Below are 26,940 nucleotides of genomic sequence, written 5' to 3' on the forward strand. Positions count from 1 at the left end.
CGGCCTTTTTTATTAGCGCCGAAAATCCACTTTTTCGCTCTTCGCTAAATAAATTGTGCTCGCCGCAGGCTGCGTTTGTGCAATCACCCTTCCCTGACGGATCGAATAACGCGTCGGCACCTGACGCCGCAGCGCATCAAAACCGTTCTCCGCAGGCAGGATAATCAGGTTGGCGCTGTTGCCGCTCTGAATGCCGTAATCCTGCAGCTGTAGGGTTCTGGCGCTGTTATGCGTAATCAGCTTAATGCCTTCATCCAGCTGGCCATACCCCATCAGCTGACAAACATGCATCCCCATATGCAGCACCTGAAGCATATTGGCGGTGCCGAGCGGATACCAGGGATCGAAAACGTCATCGTGGCCAAAGCAGACGTTGATCTCCGCCTCCAGCATCTCTTTTACCCGCGTTACGCCGCGCCGTTTGGGATAGCTGTCGAAGCGTCCCTGAAGATGGATATTCACCAGCGGATTGGCGACAAAATTAATGCCGGAAAGCTTCAGCAGCCGAAACAGACGCGAGGTATAAGCGCCGTTATAAGAGTGCATCGCCGTGGTATGGCTGGCGGTGACGCGGGCGCCCATTTTCTCGCGCAGCGCCAGCGCGGCGACGGTTTCCACAAAGCGCGACTGTTCGTCGTCGATTTCGTCGCAGTGCACGTCAATCATGCGCTGATACTTCTGCGCCAGCGCGAAAGTTTTATGCAGCGACTCCACGCCATACTCGCGGGTAAATTCAAAATGCGGGATAGCGCCAACCACGTCCGCGCCCAGCCGCAGCGCCTCTTCCAGCAGGGCTTCGCCATCGGGGTACGAGAGAATGCCCTCCTGCGGAAACGCGACGATCTGGATATCGACCCAGGGTGCCATCTCGCTTTTCACTTCCAGCATGGCCCGCAGCGCGGTAAGCGAGGGATCGGACACGTCTACGTGCGTGCGCACATGCTGGATACCGTTGGCGATCTGCCATTTCAGCGTCTGCCGCGCGCGGGTTTTGACATCTTCATGATCCAACACCGCTTTGCGCTCTGCCCAGCGCTCAATGCCTTCAAACAGCGTACCGGATTCATTCCAGGCCGGTTCGCCTGCGGTCTGGGTGGTATCAAGATGGATATGCGGCTCAATAAAAGGCGGAAAAGCCAGCCCGCCCTCCGCATCCAGCGATCCTTCCGGCGCGGCGCCGTGTGACTGGGGCGCGATCGTGGCGATTTTGCCGTCGCGGATAGCAATCTGCCAGAGTCCCTCACGCCACGGCAATCGCACATGGTGAATGCTTTTTAATGGAATAGCCTGCATAAACACGCTCCTGAACGTCAGTGGTTTTTTTAACCATACCATCCTTTGTGGCGGAGCGAGACGGGAGCAATACCAGTAAAATCCATAACTTACTTAAAAAAGCTTAAAAATCATCACTCTACCCATAAAGGGGTATTTAAAAACTGGCTTGATATACATCAATAACCCTGGAGTTTTGCGCGCTATTGTAGCGGCATTATTTTGTAATGTGAGGCACAAATGCGCACCCGACTCGTTATTATTGGCAACGGCATGGTAGGGCATCGCCTGCTGGAAGAGCTGGCCGAAAAGGCCGCGCCGGAGCAGTTCGACATCACGGTTTTTTGCGAAGAGCCTCGCGTGGCTTACGATCGCGTGCATCTCTCCGCTTATTTCACCCATCACAGCGCCGAGGCCCTTTCGCTGGTGGCGGAAGGCTTCTGCGAAAAGCATAAAATAAGCGTGCTAACTGGTGAAAAGGCCTTAACAATCGACCGCCGGGAAAAGGTGGTGTATTCCGACCAGGGCCGCGCGGTGAGTTACGATAAGCTGGTGCTGGCGACCGGCTCTTATCCCTGGGTGCCGCCGATTGCAGGCGCCGACGGGAACAGCTGCTTTGTTTATCGTACGCTGGACGATCTGGACGCAATCGAAGCCTGCGCCCGTAACAGCCGTAGCGGCGCGGTGATCGGCGGCGGTCTGCTGGGGCTGGAGGCCGCCGGCGCGCTGAAAAATCTGGGCATGGAAACGCACGTGGTGGAGTTCGCGCCCGTGCTGATGGCGGAACAGCTCGATCCGCTGGGCGGAAAGCTGCTGCGGAAAAAAATCGAAGGAATGGGCGTTGCCGTTCATACCAGCAAAAATACCCGACAGATTATTGACGGCCCGTCAGGCGGAAAAATCCTGCAGTTTGCGGATGAAAGCCAGCTGGCGGTCGATTTTATCGTGTTTTCCACCGGCATTCGCCCGCAGGATCGTCTCGCCAGAGAAGCCGGCCTTGCCATTGGCCCGCGCGGCGGCGTAGTGATTGACGACAGCTGCCGCACTACGGATGCAGATATTTACGCCATTGGCGAATGCGCCGCCTGGCAGGAACGCGTGTATGGCCTGGTGGCGCCGGGCTACAAAATGGCGCAGGTTACGGCAGACAGCCTGCTGGGTCGGGAGAACGCCTTTACCGGCGCGGATATGAGCGCGAAGCTCAAGCTGCTGGGCGTGGACGTCGGCGGTATCGGCGATGCGCACGGCCGGACGGAAGGCGCGCGCAACTATCTCTACCTGGATGAAAACAAAGAGGTCTATAAGCGTCTGGTGGTCAGCGCGGACAATAAAAAGCTGCTGGGCGCGGTGCTGGTGGGCGATACCAGCGACTACGGCAATCTGCTGCAGCTGATGCTTAACGGCATCGAACTGCCGGACAACCCCGACACGCTGATCCTGCCCGCCCATGCGGGAAGCAAACCGGCGCTGGGCGTGGATTCGCTGCCGGAAACGGCGCAAATCTGTTCCTGCTTTGACGTCACCAAAGGCGACCTGGTGCTGGCGATCCACAACGGCTGCCATACCGTGGCGGCGCTGAAGGCGGAAACCAAAGCCGGCACCGGCTGCGGCGGCTGCGTGCCGCTGATGACCCAGGTGCTGAACGCCGAGCTGAGCCGCCAGGGCATTGAAGTTAACAGCCACCTTTGCGAACACTTTCACTATTCCCGCCAGGAGCTGTATCACCTGATCCGCGTGGAAGAGATCCAAACCTTTGAGCAGCTGCTTAGCAAATATGGCCAGGGCTATGGCTGCGAGGTCTGTAAACCCACGGTAGCGTCATTACTTGCCTCGTGCTGGAACGATTATGCCCTCCAGCCTTCGCTGGTGCCTTTGCAGGACAGCAACGACAGCTTTCTTGGCAATATTCAGAAAGACGGCACCTACTCCGTGATCCCGCGCTCTGCGGGCGGCGAGATCACCCCAGCCGGGCTGATAGCCATTGGCGAGGTTGCCAGCCGCTACGGCCTTTACACCAAGATCACCGGCTCGCAGCGCATCGGTCTGTTCGGCGCGCAGAAAGACGATCTGCCCGCCATCTGGCAGACGCTGATCGAAGCCGGTTTTGAAACCGGCCACGCCTACGCCAAAGCGCTGCGCATGGCGAAAACCTGCGTGGGCAGCAGCTGGTGCCGCTTCGGCGTCGGCGACTCTGTGGGGCTGGGCGTGGAGCTGGAAAACCGCTACAAGGGCATCCGCACGCCGCACAAGATGAAATTTGGCGTGTCGGGCTGCACCCGTGAATGCTCGGAAGCGCAAAGCAAAGATGTCGGCATCATCGCTACGGAAAAAGGCTGGAACCTTTACGTCTGCGGCAACGGCGGTATGAAGCCGCGCCACGGCGATCTGCTGGCGGCGGATCTGGATCGGGACACGCTTATCCGCTATCTGGATCGCTTTATGCTGTTTTATATCCGCACCGCCGATAAATTGCAGCGCACCTCGCTGTGGCTGGAGAGCCTGGATGGCGGCATCGACTATCTGCGCCAGGTCATTATCCACGACAAGCTGGGCCTCAACGCGCAGCTGGAGGCCGACCTGGCCCGCCTGCGCGAGCGCTTCGTCTGTGAGTGGCAGGCAACCCTTGCGCAACCGGAGCGGCTTGCCCGCTTCCGCCACTTTATCAACAGCGACAGCCGCGACCCGCTGGTGCAGAGCGTGCCGGAGCGTCAGCAGCACCGGCCCGCGCGGCCCGAAGAGCGTATTCCCGTTGTTATGGAGGAACAGCCATGAGCCAGTGGCATAGCGTTTGCCCTTTAGAAAGTATTCAGCCCGCCACCGGCGTTTGTGCGCTGGTGGCGGGAGAACAGGTTGCCCTGTTTCGCCCTCGCGCCGATGAAGCGGTGTTCGCCCTGAGCAATATCGATCCCTTTGCCCAGGCCAGCGTGCTCTCACGTGGCCTGATTGCCGAGCACCAGCAAAGCCTGTGGGTTGCCAGCCCGCTGAAGAAGCAGCGTTTTCGCCTGAGCGACGGCCTCTGTATGGAGGATGAGAGCCGCTCGATCCCCGCCTGGCCCGCCAGAGTCCGCGACGGCATGGTGGAAGTGGCGATATAAGCCCTTCTCTCTTTTTCACGGCCGCGCATTGCGGCCCTTTTTTATTGCGAGCCTCCTGTGAACTGGTTTCCTCTTTTTTGCGACCTGCGCCATAAGACCGTCCTGCTGGTCGGCGGCGGCGCCGTGGCCGAGCGCAAAGCGCGGCTGCTGCTGAAGGCTGGTGCGGATGTCCGCGTCTGCGCCACGCATTTTTCCTCCCCCTTTTACGAATGGCAGCAGGCCGGGAAGCTGACGCTGCGGGAAGCGCGCTTCAGCCCTGAACAGCTTGACGGCTGCTGGCTGGCAATAGCGGCGACGGACAGCCATGAGGTCAATCAGCAGGTCAGCGACTACGCCAGCGCCCGGCAGATGTTCTGCAACGTGGTGGACGCGCCTGCCCAGGCCAGCGCCATCATGCCTTCCGTGGTCGATCGTTCGCCGCTGATGATTGCCATTTCCAGCGCTGGCGACGCGCCGGTGATGGCTCGCCTGCTGCGGGAAAAAATCGAAGCGCTGCTGCCGCAGCATTTGGGCAAAGTTGCCGCGTGGGCGGGCGCGTTACGACCTCGGGTAAAATCAACCTTTAACGAAGCCGGGCAGCGCAGGCGCTTCTGGGAAAAACTGTTCCACCACGACCGGCTGGCGCAGACGCTTGCCAACGGAGACGACGTAGGTGCGGAAAAGCTGACGGAAGCGCTGTTTAACGAACCCTTGGCCCAACGGGGCGAAGTGGTGCTGGTCGGCGCCGGGCCAGGCGACGCGGGCCTGCTGACGCTGAAAGGACTACAGCAGATCCAGCAGGCGGACGTGGTGGTTTATGACAGGCTGGTATCTGAAGAGGTGCTGGAGCTGGTCAGGCGCGATGCGGAAAGGATTTTCGTCGGTAAACGCGCGGGCTATCACTGCGTGCCGCAGGAGGCCATCAATCAAATCCTGCTGGAGCAGGCGGGCCAGGGAAAACGCGTGGTGCGGCTGAAAGGCGGCGATCCCTTTATTTTTGGGCGCGGCGCGGAAGAGCTGGAGGCGCTGTCCGGATCGGGCATTCCTTTTTCCGTGGTGCCGGGCATTACCGCCGCCTCGGGCTGCTCGGCCTACAGCGGCATCCCGCTCACCCATCGCGATTACGCGCAGAGCGTGCGGCTGGTGACCGGCCACGTGCAGAAAAACGGTGAGCTGGACTGGCAAAACCTGGCGGCGGAGCGGCAGACGCTGGTGTTCTATATGGGGCTGACGCAGGCGGCGGAGATCCAGCGGCAGCTGCTGGCGCACGGTATGAGCGGCGGGATGCCGGTGGCGCTGGTGGAAAACGGCACCTCGACCCGACAACGCGTTGTGGCAGGGCAGCTGAGCGAGCTGGCCGAGCTGGCCACGCAGGCGCAAAGCCCGTCGTTGATTATCATCGGTCGGGTGGTGGCCTTACGCGAGCCGCTGCGCTGGTTTTAGCCAGCCCATAAAAAACGGCGCCCCGGACTGACTTTCAAGGGCGCCGTTCAGGTTAGCCGTTACGGCTGGGCGACAAAGCCTACGGCTTCGTAGACTTTTTTCAGCGTTTCCTGCGCCTGAGCGCGAGCTTTCACCGCGCCGTCACGCATAACCTGCTCCAGGAAAGCCTCATCATTGCGATAACGATGATAGCTCTCCTGCAGCTCGCTCAGCATCCCGGAAACCGCATCGGCTACCGCGCCTTTCAGGTGCCCATACATCTGGCCTTCAAACTGCTTTTCCAGATCGGGAATGCTGGTGCCGGTCACGCCGGACAGGATATCCAACAGGTTAGAAACGCCCGCTTTGTTTTTTACGTCATAGCGCACGACCGGCGGCTCGTCGCCATCGGTCATGGCGCGCTTGATCTTCTTGACCACCGACTTCGGATCTTCCAGCAGGCCGATCACGTTGTTGCGGTTATCGTCCGACTTGGACATCTTTTTGGTCGGCTCCAGCAGCGACATGACGCGTGCGCCGGATTTCGGAATAAACGGCTCCGGCACCTTAAACACATCGCCATAAAGCGCATTGAAACGCGCGGCCACGTCGCGGCTCAGCTCCAGATGCTGCTTCTGATCTTCGCCAACCGGCACCTGCGTGGTCTGGTAAAGCAGGATATCCGCCGCCATCAGCACCGGATAATCGAACAGGCCCGCGTTGATATTCTCTTCATAGCGTGCGGATTTGTCCTTGAACTGCGTCATGCGGCTCAGCTCGCCGAAATAGGTATAGCAGTTCAGGATCCAGCTCAGCTGCGTGTGCTCCGGCACGTGCGACTGCACGAAGATAGTGCTTTTCTGGGGATCGATGCCGCAGGCCAGATAGAGCGCCAGCGTATCCAGGGTCGCTTTACGCAGCGCAGCCGGATCCTGACGTACCGTAATGGCATGAAGATCGACAATGCAGTAAATGCAGTTGTAGTCGTCCTGCATGCTGACCCACTGACGCAACGCTCCCATATAGTTACCGATGGTCAGTTCGCCGGAAGGCTGCGCGCCGCTAAATACGATGGGTTTCATCTTTTTCGTCCTGGTCGTTACAGCCCTAATGCGGGCAACAAATCGTTAAAATGGTCAAGCACCAGCGTCGGCTGGCTGCTCGCAATCGGCTCGCCGTAGTTATAGCCGTAGGTCAGCCCTACGCAGGGCGTGCCCGCCGCTTTCGCCGCCTGAATATCGTTGCGGGAATCGCCCACGAACAGCAGTTCGCCGGGCAGCAGGCCAAACTTGCCCAGCACCAGAAACAGCGGGGCCGGATGCGGTTTTTTCGCCGTCACGTCGTCGCCGCCGATAATCAGCGAAAAGCAGTCGTCAATGCCGAGCGAGGCCAGCAAAGGCGCGACAAACGGCGTCGGCTTGTTGGTCACGATAGCCATCGGCATCCCGGTGGCCGCCAGTTTTTGCAGGCCTTCTTTCACGCCGGGGAAGAGTTTACTGCCGCTTTCGACAACGACAGCATAATGCTTATCAAGCAGCACCCGCGCGTCGCGCAGCAGATCGCTTTCCGGCGCGTGTCCCAGCGCCCAGGTCAGCGCGCGTTCAATCAGCACGTCCGCGCCGTTGCCAATCCAGGTGGAGACGCGCGCCAGACCCGCCGCCGGAAGGTTGAGCGACTGCAAAGCGGCGTCTACCGCGCTGGTCAGGCCCGGCGCGCTGTCGGTCAGCGTGCCGTCAAGATCGAACGCCAGCGCGCGAATATCAGTGAAATGAGCCATGACGAGATTTCTCCAGTTCCGTGCGCATATCATCAATGACTTTTTTATAGTCAGGCTGATTGAAAATAGCGGATCCGGCCACGAACATATCGGCGCCGGCCGCGGCGATTTCGCCGATGTTTTCTGTCTTCACGCCGCCGTCCACTTCCAGGCGAATATCGTAGCCGCTTTGGTCGATTAGCTTACGGGCCTGGCGCAGCTTGTCCAGCGTGCCGGGAATAAACGACTGACCGCCGAAGCCCGGGTTAACGGACATGATCAGCACCACGTCGATTTTGTCCATAACGTAGTCCAGATAGCTGAGCGACGTGGCCGGGTTAAACACCAGCCCTGCTTTACAGCCATGCTCTCTGATCAGCTGTAGCGTGCGGTCAACATGCTCGGACGCTTCCGGGTGGAAGGTGATATAGCTGGCGCCAGCCTTGGCAAAATCGGGGATCAGGCGATCGACCGGTTTCACCATCAGGTGCACATCGATCGGGGCGGTAATGCCGTAATCACGCAGCGCTTTCAGCACCATCGGCCCCATAGTCAGATTGGGCACGTAGTGATTATCCATGACGTCGAAATGCACGACATCGCCACCGGCAGCCAGCGCTTTAGCCGTGTCTTCGCCCAGGCGAGCAAAGTCTGCAGACAGAATTGACGGAGCGAGCAAAAACTTTTTCATCCATTTCTCCCAATTTAGCGCGCCTGGCGACAGGCACGTAGTGCTGTTGAGGATCAGTCGCTGCTAAACAGCGCCAGCAGCTCGTTGACCTGCAAACGCCCGCTGCCGCTGCGGCTGATCGAGCGACGAGCTTTAATCTGATGCAGCTGCGCGGCCTGATACCACTCGCGGGTCAGCGGCGTATCGTGATTGGAGATCAGTACCGGAATACGGCTTTCACGCGCCAGCTTCTCCGCCAGCTCCGCCAGGTGCTGCTGCTGCGCCAGGCTAAAGCTGTTGGTGTGGTAAGCGGTGAAATTTGCCGTGGCCGACAGCGGCGCATAGGGCGGATCGCAGTAGACCACCGATCCCGGCTCCGCCCGACCCAGCGTATCAGCGTATGATTCGCAGATAAAGGTGGCGTTTTGCGACCGCTCGGAGAACCAGTACAGCTCATCCTGAGGAAAATAGGGTTTGCGGTAGCGGCCAAAAGGTACGTTAAACTCGCCGCTTAAATTGTAGCGGCACAGTCCATTGTAGCAGTGGCGGTTAAGGTACAAAAACAGCACGCTGCGGCGCCAGGCATCAGTAGATCGATTAAACTCCAGCCGGCGAGCGTAGTAGAACTCAGCGTCGTTGCTTTCGGTCGTGAACAGCTGGCTGGCATCCGCCACAAACTCGTCCGCGCGATCTCTTACCACGTTGTACAGGTTGATCAAATCTTTGTTGATATCCGCCAGCACGTAGCGCGAGAAATGCGTATTGAGGAATACGGACCCTGCGCCAACGAAGGGTTCAATCAGGCAATCCCCTTCCGGCAGGTGACGCTGGATATCGTTAAGCAGCGGGAACTTGCCGCCCGCCCATTTTAAAAAAGCGCGATTTTTTTTCATGCCGTCGTTTTATTACACTTACTCTTCTGGCTGCGGTTACACCGACAGCATATCTGCGCTTTAAATTACCAGCCCGCATAACGCGGGCTGGCAGAGAACATCGTCAGGCTCAATAGCCGTTAATTTGCTGACTCTTTTTTCACCTGGCTGACAGGTTTCACCCAGGGGTTTTTCGCCTGCACCTCTGACGGCAGCGAAGCTACCGCGCGTTTTGCATCGGCCGGCGTGGCGTAAGCGCCGCTTACCAGTACGTACCAGGGCTGGCCGTTGCGCGTGGTTTTATACACGTGATAGCCGCTCAGGTTCTGCTTTTTCGCCCAGGCGTTAAGCGTATCGGGACGCGAAGCGCTGCTCAGCTGCAACGTATAGTTGCCGCCGGTTACCGCAGCAGGCGCGGCTACCGGCGCGCTGTGGCTCTCTTTCGCGACCGGTTTCGCCGCCGCAGGTTTGTGCGTGGCGGGGCTGGTGTGCTGCTGAGGCGCGGCAGGCTGACGCGTAGCCGAACGTGCAGGCGCAGGCTGAGACGTCTGCGGCGCGGTGACCGGTTTGCCAGCAGTGCCGCCGCCCGCAACGGTCGCCGGTGCCAGCGGCAGCGAGCTGCCCTGCATATCCGTGCTGGCCGCATCCACCTGATTCTGCTGGTTAGAGAGCGCGCTATTGAGATCGCCCGGCAGCTCGACGCGCTGTTGGCCCGCCGGGGTCTGCACGGGCTGCGCTTCGGTCGGCGTGGAGGCGACCGGCGGGGCACTCAGTTCCTGAGGTGCATTACCGGATGCGGCTGAGCCCTCGGCAGGCTGCCCGCCCGCGCCAGAGGCGCTTGCATCAGCGCCAGGCTGCTGCGCGCCGCTCTGTCCGCTCATGGAAGAAGAGCCGGTCAGATCGATATTTTTATCGCTGCCGCCGGAGGTGGCCGGCGTCTGGGCGGCTTTTTTATCGCCGCTGTCCGACGAGTTCAGCGTTGAACCGATGCCAAGCACGATCAGCAGCAGCACCAGCACGCCTACCCCCATCATCAGATGCTGGCGTGATACCGGCACCTTAGGGGCAGAGGACGTTTTTCGCGCTCGCTGTGGACGGCGATCGCTGGTATCAAGCTTTAACTCATCTTCCGGTTTAAAATCGTCCATTTCACCTCCTCCGGTAAAGCAGCCGCGCCGCTTTACGTGTACGCCAGTAGTTAACTAACGGCTCAGGCCGGTTTCTGACAGTCGTTAATCGCTGCCAGCACCGTATCATGCGCAACGCCGCCGCGCACGCAGGCCTGTCCTAAAGCCAGCGGCAGCACCAGACGCAGCTCGCCCGCCAGCACTTTTTTATCACGCAGCATATGCGGCAGATAATCCGTCGCCGCCATGCTCTCCGGGCCGTGCACCGGCAGTCCGGCACGCTGCAGCAGGCTGATGATCCTGTCGGTATCGCCAGCGGAAAACTCGCCCAGCCGCTCTGCGGTACGCGCGGCCATCACCATGCCGGCCGCCACGGCCTCGCCATGCAGCCAGTTACCGTAGCCCATATGCGCTTCGATGGCGTGTCCGTAAGTGTGGCCCAGATTCAGCAACGCGCGCTGCCCCATTTCGCGCTCGTCGGCGGCGACGACCTCGGCTTTCAGCTCGCAGCAGCGGCGAATACAGTAGGCCATCGCCTTGCCGTCCAGCGCCAGCAGCGCATCCAGGTTAGCTTCCAGCCAGCAGAAGAACTCACCGTCGAGGATGATGCCGTATTTGATCACTTCCGCAAGACCTGACGCCAGCTCGCGAGCGGGCAGGCTGCTCAGGCAGTTGATATCGATCACTACCGAAGCCGGCTGATAGAACGCGCCGATCATGTTCTTGCCAAGGGGATGATTAACGGCCGTTTTGCCGCCAACGGAGGAGTCCACCTGCGACAGCAGCGTGGTAGGAACCTGAATAAACCGCACGCCGCGCTGGTAGCTGGCCGCCGCGAAACCGGTCAGATCGCCAATCACGCCGCCGCCCAGGGCAATCAGCGTGGTATCGCGACCGTGCGGTTTTTCCAGCAGCGCGGTAAAGACCCGATCCATCACCGCCAGCGTTTTGTGCTGCTCGCCATCGGGCAGGATCACCTGGTCCACTTCTATACCAGCGCTTTCCAGCCGCTGACGAACAGGTTGAAGATAAAGCGGTGCCAGCGTGTCGTTAGTGACCAGCATTGCCCGCTCGCCCGCCTTAAGCGGCCAAAAAGAAGCCGGATCGTTAAACAGTCCGGCAGCGATGGTAATGGGGTAACTGCGTTCCCCCAGAGTGACGGTAATCTTCTCCATGAAGCACTCCTTTTCGGCCCGCAGGCGGAGCAGAGCCGCTAGCTCTTTTCCAGCATGTTAATGATTTGATTTGCGACGACTTTAGCACTTTGGTCATCGGTACGAATGGTGACGTCAGCAATCTCTTCATACAGCGGATTACGTTCGTCCGCCAACGCTTCCAGCACTTCGCGCGGTGGAGAATCCACCTGCAGCAAAGGACGCTTTTTATCGCGCTGCGTACGAGCCAGCTGTTTTTCGATCGTGGTCTCCAGATAGACCACCACGCCGCGAGCGGAAAGACGGTTGCGTGTTTCGCGAGACTTAACGGAACCGCCGCCGGTCGCCAGGACAATGCCCTGCTTCTCGGTGAGTTCGTTAATGATCTTTTCTTCGCGATCGCGGAAGCCTTCTTCGCCTTCGACGTCGAACACCCAGCCCACATCCGCTCCGGTACGTCGCTCAATTTCTTGATCGGAATCGAAAAATTCCATATTGAGTTGCTGAGCTAACTGACGCCCAATAGTGCTTTTGCCGGCACCCATAGGCCCAACCAGAAAGATATTGCGTTTCTCTGCCATTTTTTCGGTATTACTAAGACAATTCGTTAATGATACCCCGTCCTACAGCGGACAGGACATGAACTGAAACCTCATGAGCGATAGTGCGAGAGTCAGAGGAAAATTATCTCAACACTGAAGGTGTTTTGGCAACCGATTAAATTGACCTTGCCCATTGCGCCCACAGCTGGCGCGTTCAGTCCGCTTCATTTATCACGCCGATGTCACAGCATCGGTTACGCCGGTTGCGCACGATAAAAAACGGGTAAATGCTTTTTCTTAAAGCCAAACCGAGGCCTGTAATTCAAAAATCGCTAAACCTTGTAAGCTAATTCCGCCCTTGCGTCAAACGCATATGGCTGCAATCCGCTAAAAAAGCACTCGCTCGCTCAGTTTGTTACAAAAAAGCTTTACTCGTCACGAATCAATCTTGGGGTTATGAAGATCACCAGCTCACGTTTTTTTTGGCCGGTAGTCGCATGGCGAAAAAGCGCGCCCAACAGCGGTACAGAGCCAAGAAACGGCACCCGGCTCTGCCCTTTTGCGCGCTGCTGCTGGAAGATGCCGCCCAGCGCCAGCGTTTCACCATCTTTCAGCGTGACCTGGGTCTGGATCTCCTGTTTATCGATGGCGATATATTCGCCCTCGCCGCTGCGTACCGTACTGCCGGGCAGGTTCTGGCTGATATGCAGCTTTAGCATGATGCGGCCGTTCGGCTGCACGTAAGGCGTTACGTCCATGCCTAAGACCGCCTCCCTGAACTCCACGCTGGTTTTACCGTTGCTACCGCTGGAGACCTCATAGGGGATTTCGGTGCCCTGTTTAATACTGGCGGGCTGCTGATGCGAGGTGAACAGTCGGGGACTGGCGATAATCTCCAGTTTGTTTTCCTGCTCCAGCGCGTTCAGCTCCAGATCCAGCATCCTGCCGTTCAGGCGCGCCAGGGTAAAGCCTAAGGCCAGTGCGGGATTAGCCACCGGCAGATCAACGCGCAGCTGGCTGACCCGCAGCGCGCGGGCGATCTGCTCTTCGCCGCCCAGGCCCCAGCGCACGCCCAGCTCGCGCAGGCTCTCTTCGCTGAGGGTAACGATATGCGCGGCGAGTTCGACCTGCTCCAGCGGCGTATCCAATGCCGTGACCCAGCGCTGGATCTCGTTCAGCGCGGCTCGGGTGTCGCGCAGGATCAGGCTGTTGGTGCGTTTATCTACCGTCACGCTGCCGCGCGAACTCAGCAGCTTCGCCTGCGCGCTCTGCAGGCTGCCGTAGACTTTTTCCGCCTCTGCATAGCGCAGCGGCAACGCCAGCGTATCAAGCGGCAGCGCCTTTTCCGCCTCTTCCCGCTCAAGCGTTTGCCGTCGCTGCTGCTCTTCCTGCCAGCCCTGCGGGAAAACCAGCAGCACGTTGCCTTCTTTATTCACCTTCAGCTTCGCCAGGCGGGAAACCAGCGTCAGCGCCTGCTGCCAGCTGACCTCTTTTAAACGGACGGAAAGCCGTCCCTCGACGCCGGGCGCAACCAGCAAATTCAGCTGCTGATAGTCCGCCAGCGCCTGAAGAATTTGCCCGACAGGCGCGTCATCGAACGCCAGAGAAAGCGGCGCCGGGCTGCCCCGCAATGGCGTTGCCAGCCATAGCGGCAGCAGGAGAAGAACTTTCCACAGGCGAATGCGTTTCATAAAGGCTTCCTTGCAAGTTAATCCTTAAAGGCGCGCTGCACGGCGTGGCGGCCGCCAGTATTACCGGGCGTTTTAACCAATCTTTTAAAAAGGCACTAGCGTTCATATTGCACCACCAGATTTAACCGCAGCTGTTCATCCACCCGCTTCAGGCTGAACTGCGCCAGCCTGACGGCGGGTTGCCGCTCGCTCAGATAGCGAAACGCGGACTGCAGCTGCGGCCAGCTAAGCAGCAGGGTTAATTCGCCGCCCTGAGGCGTTGGCTGCCAGCCCTGTAAACGGTTGCCCGCCGCCTCGCTCAGCTGTAGCCACGAGAAAGGCCGCGCCGCCCCAGGCCGTAACGCCAGTTGCAGGCCAGCGATATCCGCTTCGGCTTCGTGCAGCGAGCTTCGCTGTTGCAAATTGTGCAGCAGCAGCCGATAGCGCTTGTGCTCCTGTTGCCGCTGCTGCGCCACCTGTAAAGCCTGCTGCTGAAGAGGCCGCAGCCAGACCTGGCGTACCATCAGCGCGCCCGTGATAAAGCAGAGCACCAGCAACAGCAGCCTTAGCCAGAACGGCAAAGCGAGCCAGCGATGCAGCAGAACGCTACTCATGTTCCTGTTCCGGCAGCGTGGCCTCCAGGCTGAAGCGGATAATGCCCTTTCCGTCGCGACTGAGCCTGCCGGTGTTGACCTGTTGAAACAGGTGAAACCGCTCTAACTGCTGACGAAACGCCTCAACTTCAGCCAGCCGCAGGCAAAATCCGGTGACGGTCAGACTCTGCGCGGTTTTGCTGATTTCGCTCAGCCAGAGCGCCGCTGGCAGGGTTGCGGCCAGGTCACGCGTAAATGCCTGCCACTCGCGCAGGCGCGCCTGCCTGCCTTCACTGATGGCCAGCGCGCGTCGAAGCGTATCGCGCCGGGCTTCCAGACGAGCCAGGCGAGCGCTGAGCCTGTCGAGCTGGTCGTTGGTTTCTTTCAGCCAGCGCAGGCCGGTCTGCTGCCGCTTGCCGAGCGTCTGCTGCTCCAGCAAGGGCATCGTCAGCGCGAGCAACAGAACCAGTAGCGCCATAAGCAACAGGCCGTCGCGGCGCAGCTGTTGACGCTGCCGCTGCCTACGCCAGGGAAGAAAATTTACCCAGACCATCAGGCGTCCTCCGGCCGTAGCGCCAGCCCGGCGGCCAGCGCAAAAGCGCCGCTGTACGCGGGCAACGGCAGCGACTTAAAAGCGAAAGCCGCCAGCGGCTCCAGCCACAGCGCATCGGCAGGCAGCGCTTCCGGCAAGGCCGAGCTATAGTAAAGCGTGGCCGCATCGGCGAGGTATTTTTCGCGCAGCGCCGCCAGGTTGGCCGAGTCATCAGCGGGACACCACCCCCATGGCGGCTGTAGCCGCGCGCCAAACCAGAGCCAGTGGTCGGGTAAACGGTGCACCAGCACGGCATCCGGGCTGAGCCGCAGGCTTTGCGCCAGCGCAAACAGCGCGGCCGGAGCCAGCTCCAGCACCCGAGGGTTGAGTCCCGCCGTCTTCAGCATCGATAGCCAGTCATGAACCGCGTCCCGGCGGGCGGCGGTCAGCCACAGCTGCCCGCTGTCGGCAGCTGCCTGGCGGTAGTCAAGCGCAAGTTTTTCAGGCTCTATCGGAAAAAATCGCTTCGCCGCGGCCGCGATATAGCTGCTACGCTCTGGTTCACGCAGTGAGGTTTGCGGCAGCGCCAGCGCGTGCTGCAACGCCAGCCGGGCGGGAAAGCCGACGCGCAGCGAGATCTGCCGCGGCAGCCGTTTTCGCCACTGTCGCAGCAGGGGAATAAGCGGGTCGGGCCGTTGCACCAGCCCGTTGGTTAACGTATCGTGCGGCAGCGCATGTTGCCACCAGTGGCGCAGTTGCCAGCCGTTACGACGGTATTGAATACCCAGGGCGCAAAGCTGTCCGTTCTGAATATCCAGGCCGACTTGCCATGTCTGAAATGCCATTTCGCGCGGTCTCCCTGCTCAGTAGAAAAATGATGTATCCAGGCCTCTGGCTTGCCTTTATACTACCGCGCGATTGTTTATAAACTGTCCAGGCGACTTAAGATGGAAAATATCAGGTGAAGTTCGTAAAGTATTTTTTGATCCTTGCAGTGTGTTGCATTTTGTTGGGAGCCGGCTCGATTTATGGTCTGTATCAGTACATACAGCCGCAGCTGCCCGACGTCGCCACGCTGAAAGATGTCCGGCTGCAAACGCCCATGCAGGTCTACAGCGCGGATAACGAGCTGATTGCTCAATACGGCGAAAAGCGCCGCATCCCGTTAAAGCTTGGGCAGATCCCGCCCGTCATGGTCAAGGCCTTTATCGCTACCGAAGACAGCCGCTTTTATGAGCATCACGGTATCGATCCTATCGGCATTTTCCGCGCGGTAAGCATTGCGCTGGTTTCCGGCCACGCTTCCCAGGGCGCCAGTACCATCACGCAGCAGCTGGCCCGTAACTTTTTCCTCAGCCCCGAGCGTACGCTGATGCGTAAAATCAAGGAGGCTTTTCTCGCCATTCGCATTGAGCAAATGATGAGCAAAGACGAAATCCTTGAGCTTTACCTGAACAAAATCTATCTGGGCTACCGCGCCTACGGCGTGGGCGCTGCCGCACAGGTCTATTTCGGCAAAAATGTCGATCAATTATCGCTGGGCGAGATGGCGATGATCGCCGGTCTGCCTAAAGCGCCATCGACCTTTAACCCGCTCTATTCCCCTACTCGCGCGCTGTCTCGTCGCAACGTCGTGCTCAGCCGCATGCTGGATCAGAATTACATTACGCAGGCGCAGTATGACGAAGCGCGCCTTTCGCCGCTGGAAGCGCACTATCACGCGCCGGAAATCGCCTTCTCCGCCCCTTATCTGACCGAGATGGTGCGTCAGGAGATGGTGAAACGCTACGGCGACAACGCGTATAACGACGGCTTTAAAGTCACCACGACCATTACCCGTAAATTACAGTTGGGCGCGCAGAAAGCGTTGCAGGACAACGTGCTGAATTACGATATGCGTCATGGCTACCGCGGCCCGGCCAACGTGCTGTGGAAAGTCGGCCAGACCGCCTGGGGCCGTACGGAGATCCTGAAAACGCTGAAGGCGCTGCCGGTTTACGGCCCGCTCTTCCCGGCGGTGGTAACCGAAGCCAACCGCGAAGAAGCCACGGTACTGATGCGCGACGGCAGCAGCGTGACGCTGAACCTGGCTGGCGTACGCTGGGCGCGGCCTTATAAATCCGATACCGTCCAGGGCCGCACGCCGACTTCCGTGACCGAAGTGGTGCAGCCGGGCCAGCAGATTTGGGTACGCCAGATGGATACCGGCTGGTGGCTGGCGCAGGTGCCGGACGTTAACTCGTCGCTGGTTTCGCTGGATCCGCACAACGGCGCCGTTCGCGCACTGGTAGGCGGTTTCGACTTTAACCTGAGCAAATTTAACCGCGCGACCCAGGCGCTGCGCCAGGTAGGCTCGAACATCAAGCCGTTCCTGTATACCGCAGCGATGGATCGCGGGCTGACGCTGGCCTCTATCCTGAACGACGTGCCGATCTCCCGCTGGGATGCCGGCTCGGGCGCCGACTGGCGGCCAAAAAACTCACCGGCGACCTACGACGGCCCGATCCGCCTGCGTCAGGGGCTGGGTCAGTCCAAGAACGTGGTCATGGTGCGCGCTATGCGTGCGATGGGCGTTGATTACGCCGCGCAGTATCTGCAACGCTTTGGCTTCCCGGCGCAGAATATCGTGCACACCGAATCGCTGGCGCTTGGCTCCGCTTCGTTTACGCCATTGCAGATGGTGCGCGGCTATTCGGTGATGGCCAACGGCGGCTTCCTGGTCGATCCTTTCTTTATCAGCAAGATTGAGGATGAACAGGGCAATACGCTGTTTGAAGCCAGGCCGAAAGTAGCCTGCCCGGAATGCAATCTGCCGGTGATTTACGGCGAGACGCAGAAAGCGGTAGCGCTGAATGAAGACAGCGTGGAAAACCCGACGGTATCGCAGCAGGGCGGCAACGCAGTCGTTCCGCAGCCGCAGCTGGAGCAGGTTTCCCAGCCGCCACAGCAGGATGAACAGTACGCGCCGCACGTGATCAACACGCCGCTCTCTTTCCTGATCAAAAGCGCGATGAACTCCAATATCTTTGGCGAACCGGGCTGGATGGGCACCGGCTGGCGCGCAGGACGCGATCTGAAGCGCAACGATATCGGCGGTAAAACGGGCACCACCAACAGCTCGAAAGACGCCTGGTTCTCAGGCTATGGTCCGGGCGTGGTGACCTCTGTGTGGATCGGCTTTGACGATCACCGCCGCGATTTGGGCCGAACGACCGCTTCCGGCGCGATTAAAGATCAGATTTCAGGCTATGAAGGCGGCGCGAAGAGCGCTCAGCCAGCGTGGGACGACTACATGAAGGTCGCGCTGGATGGCGTACCGGTGCAGCCGCTGACGCCGCCTGAAGGCGTGGTTACCGTCACCATCGATCGCCGTACCGGCAAGCTGGCCAACGGCGGCGGCAATACCCGTCAGGAGTACTTTATCAACGGCACACAGCCGACCGAGTATTCCGTCCATGATGTCGGCACCACGCTGATGGACAACGGCGAAAGCCACGAGCTGTTCTGATGCCGGGCCACGTCGCCCGTGCCTGATGGCCACAAAAAAGCCCGGTTTTTACCGGGCTTTTCTTTGGAATGCTGTCGCGTTTTTAGTAGCTCAGCCGCCCCTGGCGAATTAACCACTCCCGCACCATAAACAGCGCACTGACGTTGCGCGCCTCGCAAAAATCAGGCTCCTGCAGCAGCGCCATCAGGTTATCCAACGGCCAGCGAACCTGCGGCAGCGGTTCCGGCTCGTCGCCTTCCAGCCGCTCTTCGTAAAGATCTTCCGCCACGATGATATTCATCTTGCTGGAAAAATAGGACGGCGCCATGGTGAGCTTGCCCAGCCATTCCTGCTGACGCGCGCCAAAACCTACCTCTTCCTTCAGCTCGCGGTTGGCGGCTTCCGCAGGCGTTTCGCCCGGATCGATCAGGCCTTTAGGGAACCCCAGCTCATAATTTTCCAGTCCGACGGCATATTCCCGAATAAGAATAAGATGGTTGTCCACAATGGGGACGATCATCACGGCTTCACGTTCAGTGGGTTTCATTCGCTCATAAACGCGCTCAGCACCGTTGCTGAACACTAAATCCACGGCCTCCACGGTAAACAGACGCGACCGCGCGACGGTTTCAACATTCAGGATTTTAGGTTTTTGCAGTTGTCCGGTCATAGTGGCCCCAGGGAAAAGCCAAAAAAATGAGCGTAATAGCTCGCCAGTCGCGGTAAATTTACCGACAGTTACGCTATTGTGCGGCAGTGAAAGAAGGTTGCCAATCAGCGCATGAATTATTTTACACCGTTATAACAAATCCACCCGTAAGTAATTAAAAAAGTTTTAAAAAAGTCAATGCGTGTTTTACAAAATAAGAATATACCGATATTGCTACGGCCTATGGCTTGTTACCATCTCGGTCGGGGCTAATCTACTATTATTCTAATTTTATGATTTTGCGCGTTATTTTATTAAACTTCGCGGATTGCCAGCGCTGCCTGAAGCCGTCACAATATCGATATAACTATGATTCAGGCCGGTAATTTCCAGCACAATGGCAGGAGCAGGATGGCAGGGAGAAAAGCATGAGCACAATAGTCATTATATTGGCTGTAATGCTGGCCTGTTCACTCGGAGCGGGTTGTTTTTTCTGGTACGCTATGCGGCATCGCCCGCCGTTGGCGAAACCGCTGCCATTCATTAGTCCGCCTTTTCGCAAGCTGAGCGACGACGAGCGTAAAGCCGTTGAACGCTACATCGGCTCTTTAGCGAAGCACCGCAGCATTCCGCTTCCCGGCGGCAATACACATGCAAACGATAATCTGGCGCTAACCTCGCAAAGCAGCAACGTCTATCCGGTTACCCGCTCTATTACCCGCTACGGCCTTTCCACCGACGATCCGCACAAATGGCGTTACTATCTGGATGCGGTTGAAGTGCATCTGCCGCCGCTGTGGGAACAGTACATCGCCGAAGAAAATTACGTCGAGCTGATCAAAACGCAAACTATTCCGCTGGTGGTTTCGCTCAACGGGCATTCGCTGGTCAACTACGTTTACGAGCCGCCTGCGCTGGGGACGGTAACGCGGCCTGCGGCGCAAAACGCCTCGATCAGAAAAGAAGAAAGCGAAAACATTGAGCTGCTTAGCGTGCGTAAAGAGACGCCTGAAGAGTATATGCTCAGCCGTCCCGACGGCACGCGCGAGGCGGTAGCTATCAGCCTGGGGCTGCTGCTGCTCTTTTTTAGCCTGATTAGCCCGGCGGTAATGATGCCGTGGCTGGTGGTCACCGCGCTGGTCATTATCCTTATCAGCGGCTGGTCGCTCTGGCGGCGGCCGGGCGAGAAAGACCTGCGGGAAATCCACTGCCTGCGCGGCGCGCCCAAACGCTGGGGTCTGTTCGGCGAATCCAACCAGGGCCAGGTCAGCAATATTTCACTCGGCATTATCGATCTGATCTATCCTCCCCACTGGCAGCCTTACGTGGCACACGATTTAGGCCAGCCTACCGAAGTAGATATCTATCTTAACCGTCAGGTCGTGCGTCAGGGCCGCTTTCTGTCGCTACAGGATGAAGTCCGCAATTTCCCTATTCATCGCTGGCGCAAAAACCTGGTGCTGGCTACAGGTTCGCTGCTGGTGCTGGTGCTGCTGGTTTTTCTGGTGCCGCTAAGTATGCCGCTCAAGCTAAGCATCGCCTGGCTGAAAGGCACCGAAAGCGTCCAGGTGCACAGCGTGGGCGATCTGGAAAACGTTGCCTTGCGCATCGGCGACTCCCTTAAAGTCAGCGGTGAAGGCATGTGTTCAGTCCCGGCGACCTATCAGGGCAACCGCAGCTACGCGTTTATGCCTTTCGACTGTTCGGCCGTCTACTGGAACAACGCCGCTCCCCTGCCCCAGCCACAGTCGGATATTATCGATAAGGCTACCGCCCTGCTGAACACCACCAGCCTGCAGCTGCATCCACAGAACAGCACCGATCCCAAGCTTAATCCGCAGCTCGCCACGGCTATCCAAAAATCAGGCATGATCCTGCTGGATGACTTTTCCGATATCGTGCTGAAAACGCAGGATCTGTGCAGCCAGGAGCAGGATTGCGTCAGGCTGAAAAACGCGCTGGTCAACCTTGGTAACGCTAAAGACTGGGAGACGCTGGTGCGTCGGGCGGACTCTGGCGCGCTGGCCGGCACCAATGTGCTGCTGCGACCGGTCAGCGCCGAAGCGCTGGAAAACCTGGTTAACACCGCCACCTCTTCGTTTTTCTATCGGGAAACAAGACGCGCGGCGGAAGCGCTTAACAGCCCGCCGCCCGGCGGTTTTCTGATCCTCAGCGATGAAGGCCGCCAGCTGGTCAATCAGCAGGCGCCCGGCATCTCCCTGTTCGACTTCAACGCGCCCGACCAGTGGCCGGAATTACAGCGCCTGGCGGGCATGCTGCTGCACACGCCGTTTTCCGCCAGCGGCATCGTGACCAGCATTACCACCGACGCCAACGGCACGCGGCATATCGCGCTGCACAGCGAGCCGGACGCCACCCGACTGGGCCACTATCTCGGCACTACCCTGCTGCTGCTGATCGTTGCCTTAAGCTTTATCTTTAACGGTCTGCTGGCCCTCAGACGTATTCATCTCAATCGCGTGCGCACCACGGCGATTCAGGACTATTACGATAAGTGTTTTAACCCCGCGCTAAGCACGCCGCAGACTATCCGACCGCTGTTCTGAGCCCGTCGGTTTTATGCTATTTTTAAGGTTATCGTCCTCTCTGCGCCATCCCGCATGACGCTCTCCGGCTTAAGCCGGAGAGGCACCTTGATTTCCGACAGGCAACCCATACATAGGGATATTCCCAAACAGGAGCAGCGATGAAAGAGAAATCCGCAGAAGCGGTTCGGCTCGATAAATGGCTGTGGGCCGCTCGCTTCTATAAAACCCGCGCGGTCGCACGTGAGATGATTGAAGGCGGCAAAGTGCACTACAACGGCCAGCGCAGCAAGCCGAGCAAGCTGGTGGAGCTGAACGCCCAGCTAACCTTACGCCAGGGCAATAATGAACGTACGATCATCGTTCTGGCAACGGGTGACCAGCGTCGTCCGGCCGCAGAAGCCCAGCAGATGTATGCCGAAACGGCTGAAAGTATTGAGAAGCGGGAAAAGATAGCGCTGGCGCGAAAAATGAACGCGTTGACTATGCCGCATCCTGACCGTCGCCCTGACAAAAAAGAGCGCCGGGACCTGATGAAATTTAAAAATTCTGGCGACGAATAAGCTTGCCACAACGAGAGAGAATTATGGCTCATCAAGACCAAATGCACCGTTATCTGTTTGAAAATTACGCCGTACGCGGCGAACTGGTGACGGTTTCCGACACCTGGCAGCAGATTATCAACGGTCACGATTACCCGCTGCCGGTACAGAAAGTGCTGGGCGAGCTGCTGGTCGCCACCAGCCTGCTGACCGCCACGCTGAAGTTCGACGGCGACATCACCGTGCAGCTTCAGGGCGACGGCCCGCTGAACCTGGCCGTGATCAACGGTAACAATCGTCAGGAAATGCGCGGCGTGGCCCGTGTTAACAGCGAGATCGCGCCGGACAGCAGCCTGAAAGAGATGGTCGGCAACGGCTACCTGGTGATCACCATCACGCCAGCCAAAGGCGAACGCTATCAGGGCGTGGTTGGGCTGGAAGGCGAAACCCTGGCCGAGTGTCTGGAAGACTACTTTATGCGTTCGGAGCAGCTGCCGACCCGCCTGTTTATCCGTACCGGCGAAGCGGAAGGCCAGGCTGGCGCAGGTGGTATTCTGCTGCAGGTTCTGCCCGCGCAGGACGCCAAAACAGAGGACTTCGAGCATCTGGCGACGCTGACCGACACCATTAAAACGGAAGAGCTGCTGGGCCTGCCGGCCAACGAAGTGCTGTGGCGACTGTATCATCAGGAAGAAGTCACGCTCTACGATCCGCAGGACGTGATCTTCCGCTGCACCTGTTCGCATGAACGCTGCGGTGAAGTTCTGCGCAGCCTGCCGGAAGAAGAAGTGAATGAGATCCTGGCCGAAGACGGCAAGATCGATATGCATTGCGACTACTGCGGCAGCCACTATATTTACGATGCTGTAGATATCGCAGCGATCCGCAACGACTCTGCCGCCGGCGACGAGCGCGTGCACTGATAATACTGCGCCGTCGCCAGGCGGCGCATCTCTCTGACCATCCTATGCCTTTTTACCGTAGTCATTCCGCAAAACCCTTACGCAAATGCATACGCTGAGGCGATAATAAGCGTTTCATGTGTCGCCTCTCATTTCTGCCTCCTGTTGCTTTTCCTCAGCCTTTAGCCGTGTAAACTGCGCGCGATCGCAATTTACACTTTATTAAGAATTTGATAACCACTACGGTTAACGGCACGTGATTTCCCTTCATCTGTAATTACAACCGACCCGACAAAGGAGCAGTAACATGCGTGACCTGACCCAGCAGGATCTCGTCGATTATGGCATCACGGACGTGGTTGAGATCCTTTACAACCCGGATTTCGACACGCTGTACAGGGAAGAAACGCGTCCCGAACTGAGCGGATATGAACGCGGTATTGAAACGCAATCCGGCGCGATTGCCGTCGATACCGGCATCTTTACCGGCCGTTCCCCCAAAGATAAATATATCGTGCGTGACGAGACAACTCGCGACACGCTGTGGTGGAACGATCAGGGCAAAGGCAAAAATGACAACCAGCCGCTTTCGCAGGAAATCTGGCAGGATCTGAAAGCCAAAGTCACCAAACAGCTCTCCGGCAAACGTCTTTTTGTTGTGGATGCCTGGTGCGGCGCTAACCCGGATACGCGTCTCAGCGTGCGTTTTATTACCGAAGTGGCCTGGCAGGCGCATTTCGTTAAGAACATGTTTATCCGGCCGGATGAGGCGGCGCTGGCCAGCTTCGAACCTGACTTTGTGGTGATGAACGGCGCGAAATGCACTAACCCCGACTGGCAACAGCAGGGGCTGCATTCCGAAAACTTTGTCGCGTTTAACCTGACCGAGCGCATCCAGCTGATTGGCGGCACCTGGTACGGCGGCGAGATGAAGAAAGGGCTGTTCGCCATCATGAACTATCTGCTGCCGCTGAAGGGTATCGCGTCGATGCACTGTTCGGCCAACGTTGGCGAAAAAGGCGATGTGGCGGTGTTTTTCGGCCTCTCCGGCACCGGCAAGACCACGCTGTCGACCGATCCAAACCGCCAGCTGATCGGCGACGATGAGCACGGCTGGGACGATGACGGCGTCTTCAACTTTGAAGGCGGCTGCTACGCCAAAACCATCAAGCTGTCTGAACAGGCGGAGCCGGAAATCTATCACGCTATTCGTCGCGATGCGCTGCTGGAAAACGTGGTGGTACGCGCCGACGGTTCGGTGGACTATGACGACGGCAGCAAGACCGAGAATACCCGCGTCTCCTACCCGATTTACCACATCGACAACATCGTGAAGCCCGTGTCGAAAGCGGGACACGCCCGTAAGGTGATCTTTCTGACGGCGGACGCTTTCGGCGTGCTGCCGCCGGTGTCGCGCCTGACGCCGGATCAGACGCAGTATCACTTTCTGTCGGGCTTTACCGCCAAGCTGGCCGGTACGGAGCGTGGCGTCACCGAACCGACGCCGACCTTTTCCGCCTGCTTTGGCGCGGCGTTCCTGACGCTGCATCCGACGCAATACGCCGAGGTGCTGGTAAAACGCATGGCGGCGGCGGGCGCGGAAGCTTATCTGGTCAATACCGGCTGGAACGGCAGCGGCAAACGTATTTCGCTGAAGGACACACGCGCCATTATCAACGCTATCCTCAGCGATGAGATTGCCGGGGCGGAAACCATCACGCTGCCGATCTTTAACCTGACGGTGCCGCTGGCGCTGCCAGGCGTGGACAGTGCGATCCTCGACCCGCGCAACACTTACGCCGATGCCGCACGGTGGGAAGAGAAAGCGCGCGACCTGGCGCAGCTGTTTATTACTAATTTTGATAAGTATACCGATACGGCCGCCGGTGCGGCGCTGGTATCCGCCGGCCCGCAGCTGTAGGCCAGGCGTGATAAAAAAGGCCGGATGTCTGACATCCGGCCTTTTTCATTGTTGCGGCTTATCCCGTCACGACCGCAGGCGCGGTGCTGGGCGGCAAAGGCAGCCAGGCGCGGATACATAATCCGCCCCGCTCGCTTTCGCCAATTTCCAGCGATCCCTGATGCGCATCGATAATGCGCTGCACGATCGCCAGCCCCAGCCCTGTACCGCTGGTGCTGCGGGCGCTGTCGCCGCGCACAAAAGGCTGAAGCAGGTGCTTAAGCTGCTCGGGCTTGATCCCCGGCCCGTCATCCTCTACCTGGAACCAGGCGCGCTGTAGCTCGCTGCCGCTGCTGACCTTGATCCAGCCGTTGCCATAGCGAGCGGCATTAACCACCAGATTGGCGACCGCGCGCTTGATCGACAACGGATTGATATCCAGCATCAGTTCCGTCGGCATTACCGCGTTCTCGATTTCCCGCTCGTAGCCGCTTTCCGCCGCCACGACCTCGCCCACCACGCTATTGAGATCCGCACGCTCGGTCTGCATCTCCTGCCCGGTACGCAGGTAGTCGATAAACTGCTCGATAATGGCGTTGCATTCTTCAATATCTTTGTTGATCGATTCCGCCAGGTAGCCGTCTTCCTGCGACATCATTTCAGTGGCCAGGCGAATACGCGTCAAAGGCGTGCGCAAATCGTGGCTGACGCCTGCCATCAACAGCGTGCGGTCGTCGGCCAGCTGCTTCACGCCTGCCGCCATCTGATTAAACGCCCGCGTCACCGATCGCACTTCAGACGCACCGTATTCCCGCAGCGGCGGCGGAATAATGCCCTTGCCCACCTGAAGCGCGGCGTGCTCCAGCTCCACCAGCGGTCGGTTCTGGATGCGGATAAACAGCCATGCGCCGCCTATCGCCAGCAGCATAATCGCCAGCGTGTAGCGGAACAGCGGCGAGAAGTCGCCCTGATGAATTTCGGTCAGCGGCACCCGCACCCAGATATCGGGCGAAAGCCAGGTTTTCAGCCAGACAACCGGCGAATTTTTGTTTACTTCGACGCGTACGTCGGTTGGGCCGCCGAGCTGCTGCGCCATCTGCTGGCTGAGAAACTCGTAGTGTTGCGCCCAGCGTAATCCGCTCTCTTCCGCCGCCGCATTGGTATACAGCGAAATACCCAGCTCGCGATAGATTTCCCGGCGAAACGCTGGCGGCACTTCAAGCTGCGTGCCGTCCTCCAGCTGCAGCCTGTCGGTCATCAGCATTCGCACCTCATACGCCAGCACCTTATTAAACTGCTGCAGGCTGGGCAGAATGGCGAAATTCAGCACCACCAGATAGGTCGTCACCAGGCTGACAAACAGCAGGGTGACGATCAGCAGCAGCGTGCGGGCAAAGGAACTGCGGGGAGAGAAGCGGAGTCGCCTCATGCTTTACTGCCGTCCGGTACAAAGACGTAGCCTAAACCCCACACGGTCTGGATATAGCGCGGATGGGCCGGATCTTCTTCCACCATGCGGCGCAGACGGGAAATCTGCACGTCGATAGAACGCTCCATCGCGCTGTATTCGCGGCCGCGCGCCAGATTCATCAGCTTGTCGCGGGAAAGTGGCTCGCGCGGGTGGCTCACCAGCGCCTTCAGCACGGCGAATTCTCCGCTGGTCAGCGGCATCGGCTCGTCTTCGCGGAACATTTCGCGCGTGCCCAGGTTCAGCTTAAACTTGCCGAAAGCGATAACTGCTTCTTCCTGCGAAGGCGCGCCCGGCAGCTCGTTGGCCTGACGACGCAGCACGGCGCGGATACGGGCCAGCAGTTCGCGTGGGTTAAACGGTTTGGGAATATAGTCGTCGGCACCGATTTCCAGCCCTACGATACGATCCACTTCTTCCCCTTTCGCCGTGACCATAATGATCGGCATCGGGTTGCTCTGGCTACGCAGACGGCGGCAGATAGAAAGACCGTCTTCGCCCGGCAGCATCAGGTCCAGCACCATCAGGTGGAAGGATTCGCGGGTCAGCAGACGATCCATTTGTTCAGCGTTCGCGACGCTGCGCACCTGGAAACCCTGCTCGGTCAGATAACGTTCTAACAGCGCGCGCAAACGCATATCGTCATCCACGACCAGGATTTTGTAGTTTTCTTGCATTTCGATACTCCAAAGGCGCTATTGCCTGCGCCGGTATTCTTAAAAAAGATGCCTGAATGTAACAGTCAATAATGGTTTATATTCT

At 58.7% G+C, this 26,940-nt stretch carries 23 protein-coding genes; 8 read left to right on the forward strand and 15 right to left on the reverse strand.

Annotated elements, in window-relative coordinates; all coding sequences use genetic code 11:
• Positions 1-12: 12 nt before the first annotated feature.
• Positions 13-1,293, reverse strand: coding sequence for a cytosine deaminase (locus ACVWZ0_RS20625; protein WP_253457670.1), 1,281 nt, complete (start codon positions 1,291-1,293; stop codon positions 13-15).
• A gap of 219 nt (positions 1,294-1,512) precedes the next feature.
• Here ACVWZ0_RS20625 and nirB point away from each other — a divergent pair, with 219 nt between their 5' ends.
• From nirB to cysG, 3 genes are read left to right on the forward strand one after another with little or no spacing between them, the layout of a single operon-like run.
• The gene (nirB, locus tag ACVWZ0_RS20630; RefSeq protein ID WP_253457667.1) at positions 1,513-4,044 is read left to right on the forward strand and encodes a nitrite reductase large subunit NirB; all 2,532 of its coding nucleotides are present in this window, start codon (positions 1,513-1,515) and stop codon (positions 4,042-4,044) included.
• Entirely contained in the window at positions 4,041-4,367 is a 327-nt protein-coding gene (gene nirD, locus ACVWZ0_RS20635) for a nitrite reductase small subunit NirD (protein ID WP_253457664.1), read from the forward strand. Before nirB ends, nirD begins: the two co-directional genes overlap by 4 nt.
• 57 nt (positions 4,368-4,424) lie before the next feature.
• Complete coding sequence (cysG, locus tag ACVWZ0_RS20640; protein WP_253457661.1) at positions 4,425-5,789, forward strand: siroheme synthase CysG; 1,365 nt, start codon at positions 4,425-4,427, stop codon at positions 5,787-5,789.
• A gap of 59 nt (positions 5,790-5,848) precedes the next feature.
• Here the strand turns inward: cysG and trpS are convergent, their stop codons facing one another.
• The 11 genes from trpS to pilM form a co-directional block, all read right to left on the reverse strand.
• Complete coding sequence (trpS, locus tag ACVWZ0_RS20645) at positions 5,849-6,850, reverse strand: tryptophan--tRNA ligase (RefSeq protein ID WP_253457658.1); 1,002 nt, start codon at positions 6,848-6,850, stop codon at positions 5,849-5,851.
• A gap of 17 nt (positions 6,851-6,867) precedes the next feature.
• Positions 6,868-7,545 carry a phosphoglycolate phosphatase gene (locus ACVWZ0_RS20650; RefSeq protein ID WP_253457655.1) on the reverse strand — a complete coding sequence of 226 codons (678 nt, stop codon included), beginning with the start codon at positions 7,543-7,545 and terminating at the stop codon, positions 6,868-6,870.
• On the reverse strand, positions 7,529-8,215 hold the full coding sequence (gene rpe, locus ACVWZ0_RS20655; RefSeq protein WP_125289868.1) for a ribulose-phosphate 3-epimerase: 687 nt from the start codon (positions 8,213-8,215) through the stop codon (positions 7,529-7,531). Before rpe ends, ACVWZ0_RS20650 begins: the two co-directional genes overlap by 17 nt.
• Positions 8,216-8,268: 53 nt before the next feature.
• Positions 8,269-9,087, reverse strand: coding sequence for an adenine-specific DNA-methyltransferase (dam, locus tag ACVWZ0_RS20660; RefSeq protein ID WP_253457652.1), 819 nt, complete (start codon positions 9,085-9,087; stop codon positions 8,269-8,271).
• Positions 9,088-9,206: 119 nt separating this feature from the next.
• Positions 9,207-10,214, reverse strand: a complete 1,008-nt coding sequence (locus tag ACVWZ0_RS20665; protein ID WP_253457650.1) for an SPOR domain-containing protein — start codon at positions 10,212-10,214, stop codon at positions 9,207-9,209.
• 62 nt (positions 10,215-10,276) lie between these two features.
• Complete coding sequence (gene aroB / locus ACVWZ0_RS20670; protein WP_253457647.1) at positions 10,277-11,368, reverse strand: 3-dehydroquinate synthase; 1,092 nt, start codon at positions 11,366-11,368, stop codon at positions 10,277-10,279.
• A gap of 38 nt (positions 11,369-11,406) precedes the next feature.
• Positions 11,407-11,928, reverse strand: a complete 522-nt coding sequence (gene aroK / locus ACVWZ0_RS20675) for a shikimate kinase AroK (RefSeq protein ID WP_034934892.1) — start codon at positions 11,926-11,928, stop codon at positions 11,407-11,409.
• 389 nt (positions 11,929-12,317) lie between these two features.
• On the reverse strand, positions 12,318-13,580 hold the full coding sequence (hofQ, locus tag ACVWZ0_RS20680; protein ID WP_253457643.1) for a DNA uptake porin HofQ: 1,263 nt from the start codon (positions 13,578-13,580) through the stop codon (positions 12,318-12,320).
• 95 nt (positions 13,581-13,675) lie between these two features.
• Positions 13,676-14,173 (reverse strand): HofO family protein, encoded by a 498-nt coding sequence (locus tag ACVWZ0_RS20685; RefSeq protein ID WP_253457640.1) that lies wholly within the window; start codon positions 14,171-14,173, stop codon positions 13,676-13,678.
• Entirely contained in the window at positions 14,166-14,705 is a 540-nt protein-coding gene (locus ACVWZ0_RS20690) for a PilN domain-containing protein (RefSeq protein ID WP_253457637.1), read from the reverse strand. Before ACVWZ0_RS20690 ends, ACVWZ0_RS20685 begins: the two co-directional genes overlap by 8 nt.
• The gene (gene pilM, locus ACVWZ0_RS20695; protein ID WP_253457634.1) at positions 14,705-15,529 is read right to left on the reverse strand and encodes a pilus assembly protein PilM; all 825 of its coding nucleotides are present in this window, start codon (positions 15,527-15,529) and stop codon (positions 14,705-14,707) included. Before pilM ends, ACVWZ0_RS20690 begins: the two co-directional genes overlap by 1 nt.
• 116 nt (positions 15,530-15,645) lie before the next feature.
• Here pilM and mrcA point away from each other — a divergent pair, with 116 nt between their 5' ends.
• Positions 15,646-18,192, forward strand: a complete 2,547-nt coding sequence (gene mrcA, locus ACVWZ0_RS20700) for a peptidoglycan glycosyltransferase/peptidoglycan DD-transpeptidase MrcA (protein ID WP_253457629.1) — start codon at positions 15,646-15,648, stop codon at positions 18,190-18,192.
• 82 nt (positions 18,193-18,274) lie between these two features.
• Here the strand turns inward: mrcA and nudE are convergent, their stop codons facing one another.
• Complete coding sequence (gene nudE, locus ACVWZ0_RS20705; RefSeq protein ID WP_253457626.1) at positions 18,275-18,841, reverse strand: ADP compounds hydrolase NudE; 567 nt, start codon at positions 18,839-18,841, stop codon at positions 18,275-18,277.
• A 407-nt stretch (positions 18,842-19,248) separates the two neighbouring features.
• Between nudE and ACVWZ0_RS20710 the strand changes: the two genes are divergently transcribed.
• The 4 genes from ACVWZ0_RS20710 (at position 19,249) to pckA (ending at position 24,731) form a co-directional block, all read left to right on the forward strand.
• Positions 19,249-21,387 carry an intracellular growth attenuator family protein gene (locus ACVWZ0_RS20710; protein ID WP_253457623.1) on the forward strand — a complete coding sequence of 713 codons (2,139 nt, stop codon included), beginning with the start codon at positions 19,249-19,251 and terminating at the stop codon, positions 21,385-21,387.
• A gap of 140 nt (positions 21,388-21,527) precedes the next feature.
• On the forward strand, positions 21,528-21,929 hold the full coding sequence (hslR, locus tag ACVWZ0_RS20715) for a ribosome-associated heat shock protein Hsp15 (protein WP_253457620.1): 402 nt from the start codon (positions 21,528-21,530) through the stop codon (positions 21,927-21,929).
• A gap of 23 nt (positions 21,930-21,952) precedes the next feature.
• Positions 21,953-22,831 (forward strand): Hsp33 family molecular chaperone HslO, encoded by an 879-nt coding sequence (hslO, locus tag ACVWZ0_RS20720; protein ID WP_253457617.1) that lies wholly within the window; start codon positions 21,953-21,955, stop codon positions 22,829-22,831.
• Between the two features lie 286 nt (positions 22,832-23,117).
• A complete protein-coding gene (gene pckA / locus ACVWZ0_RS20725; RefSeq protein WP_253457614.1) occupies positions 23,118-24,731 on the forward strand; it encodes a phosphoenolpyruvate carboxykinase (ATP) in 1,614 nt (537 codons plus the stop codon).
• Positions 24,732-24,789: 58 nt separating this feature from the next.
• Here pckA and envZ read toward each other — a convergent pair whose 3' ends face one another.
• Positions 24,790-26,139 carry a two-component system sensor histidine kinase EnvZ gene (gene envZ / locus ACVWZ0_RS20730; RefSeq protein ID WP_253457611.1) on the reverse strand — a complete coding sequence of 450 codons (1,350 nt, stop codon included), beginning with the start codon at positions 26,137-26,139 and terminating at the stop codon, positions 24,790-24,792.
• Complete coding sequence (gene ompR / locus ACVWZ0_RS20735) at positions 26,136-26,855, reverse strand: osmolarity response regulator transcription factor OmpR (RefSeq protein WP_001157751.1); 720 nt, start codon at positions 26,853-26,855, stop codon at positions 26,136-26,138. The genes envZ and ompR overlap by 4 nt, the downstream gene beginning before the upstream one ends.
• Positions 26,856-26,940: the final 85 nt, after the last annotated feature.

Source organism: Erwinia sp. TECH1 (genome assembly GCF_054057575.1).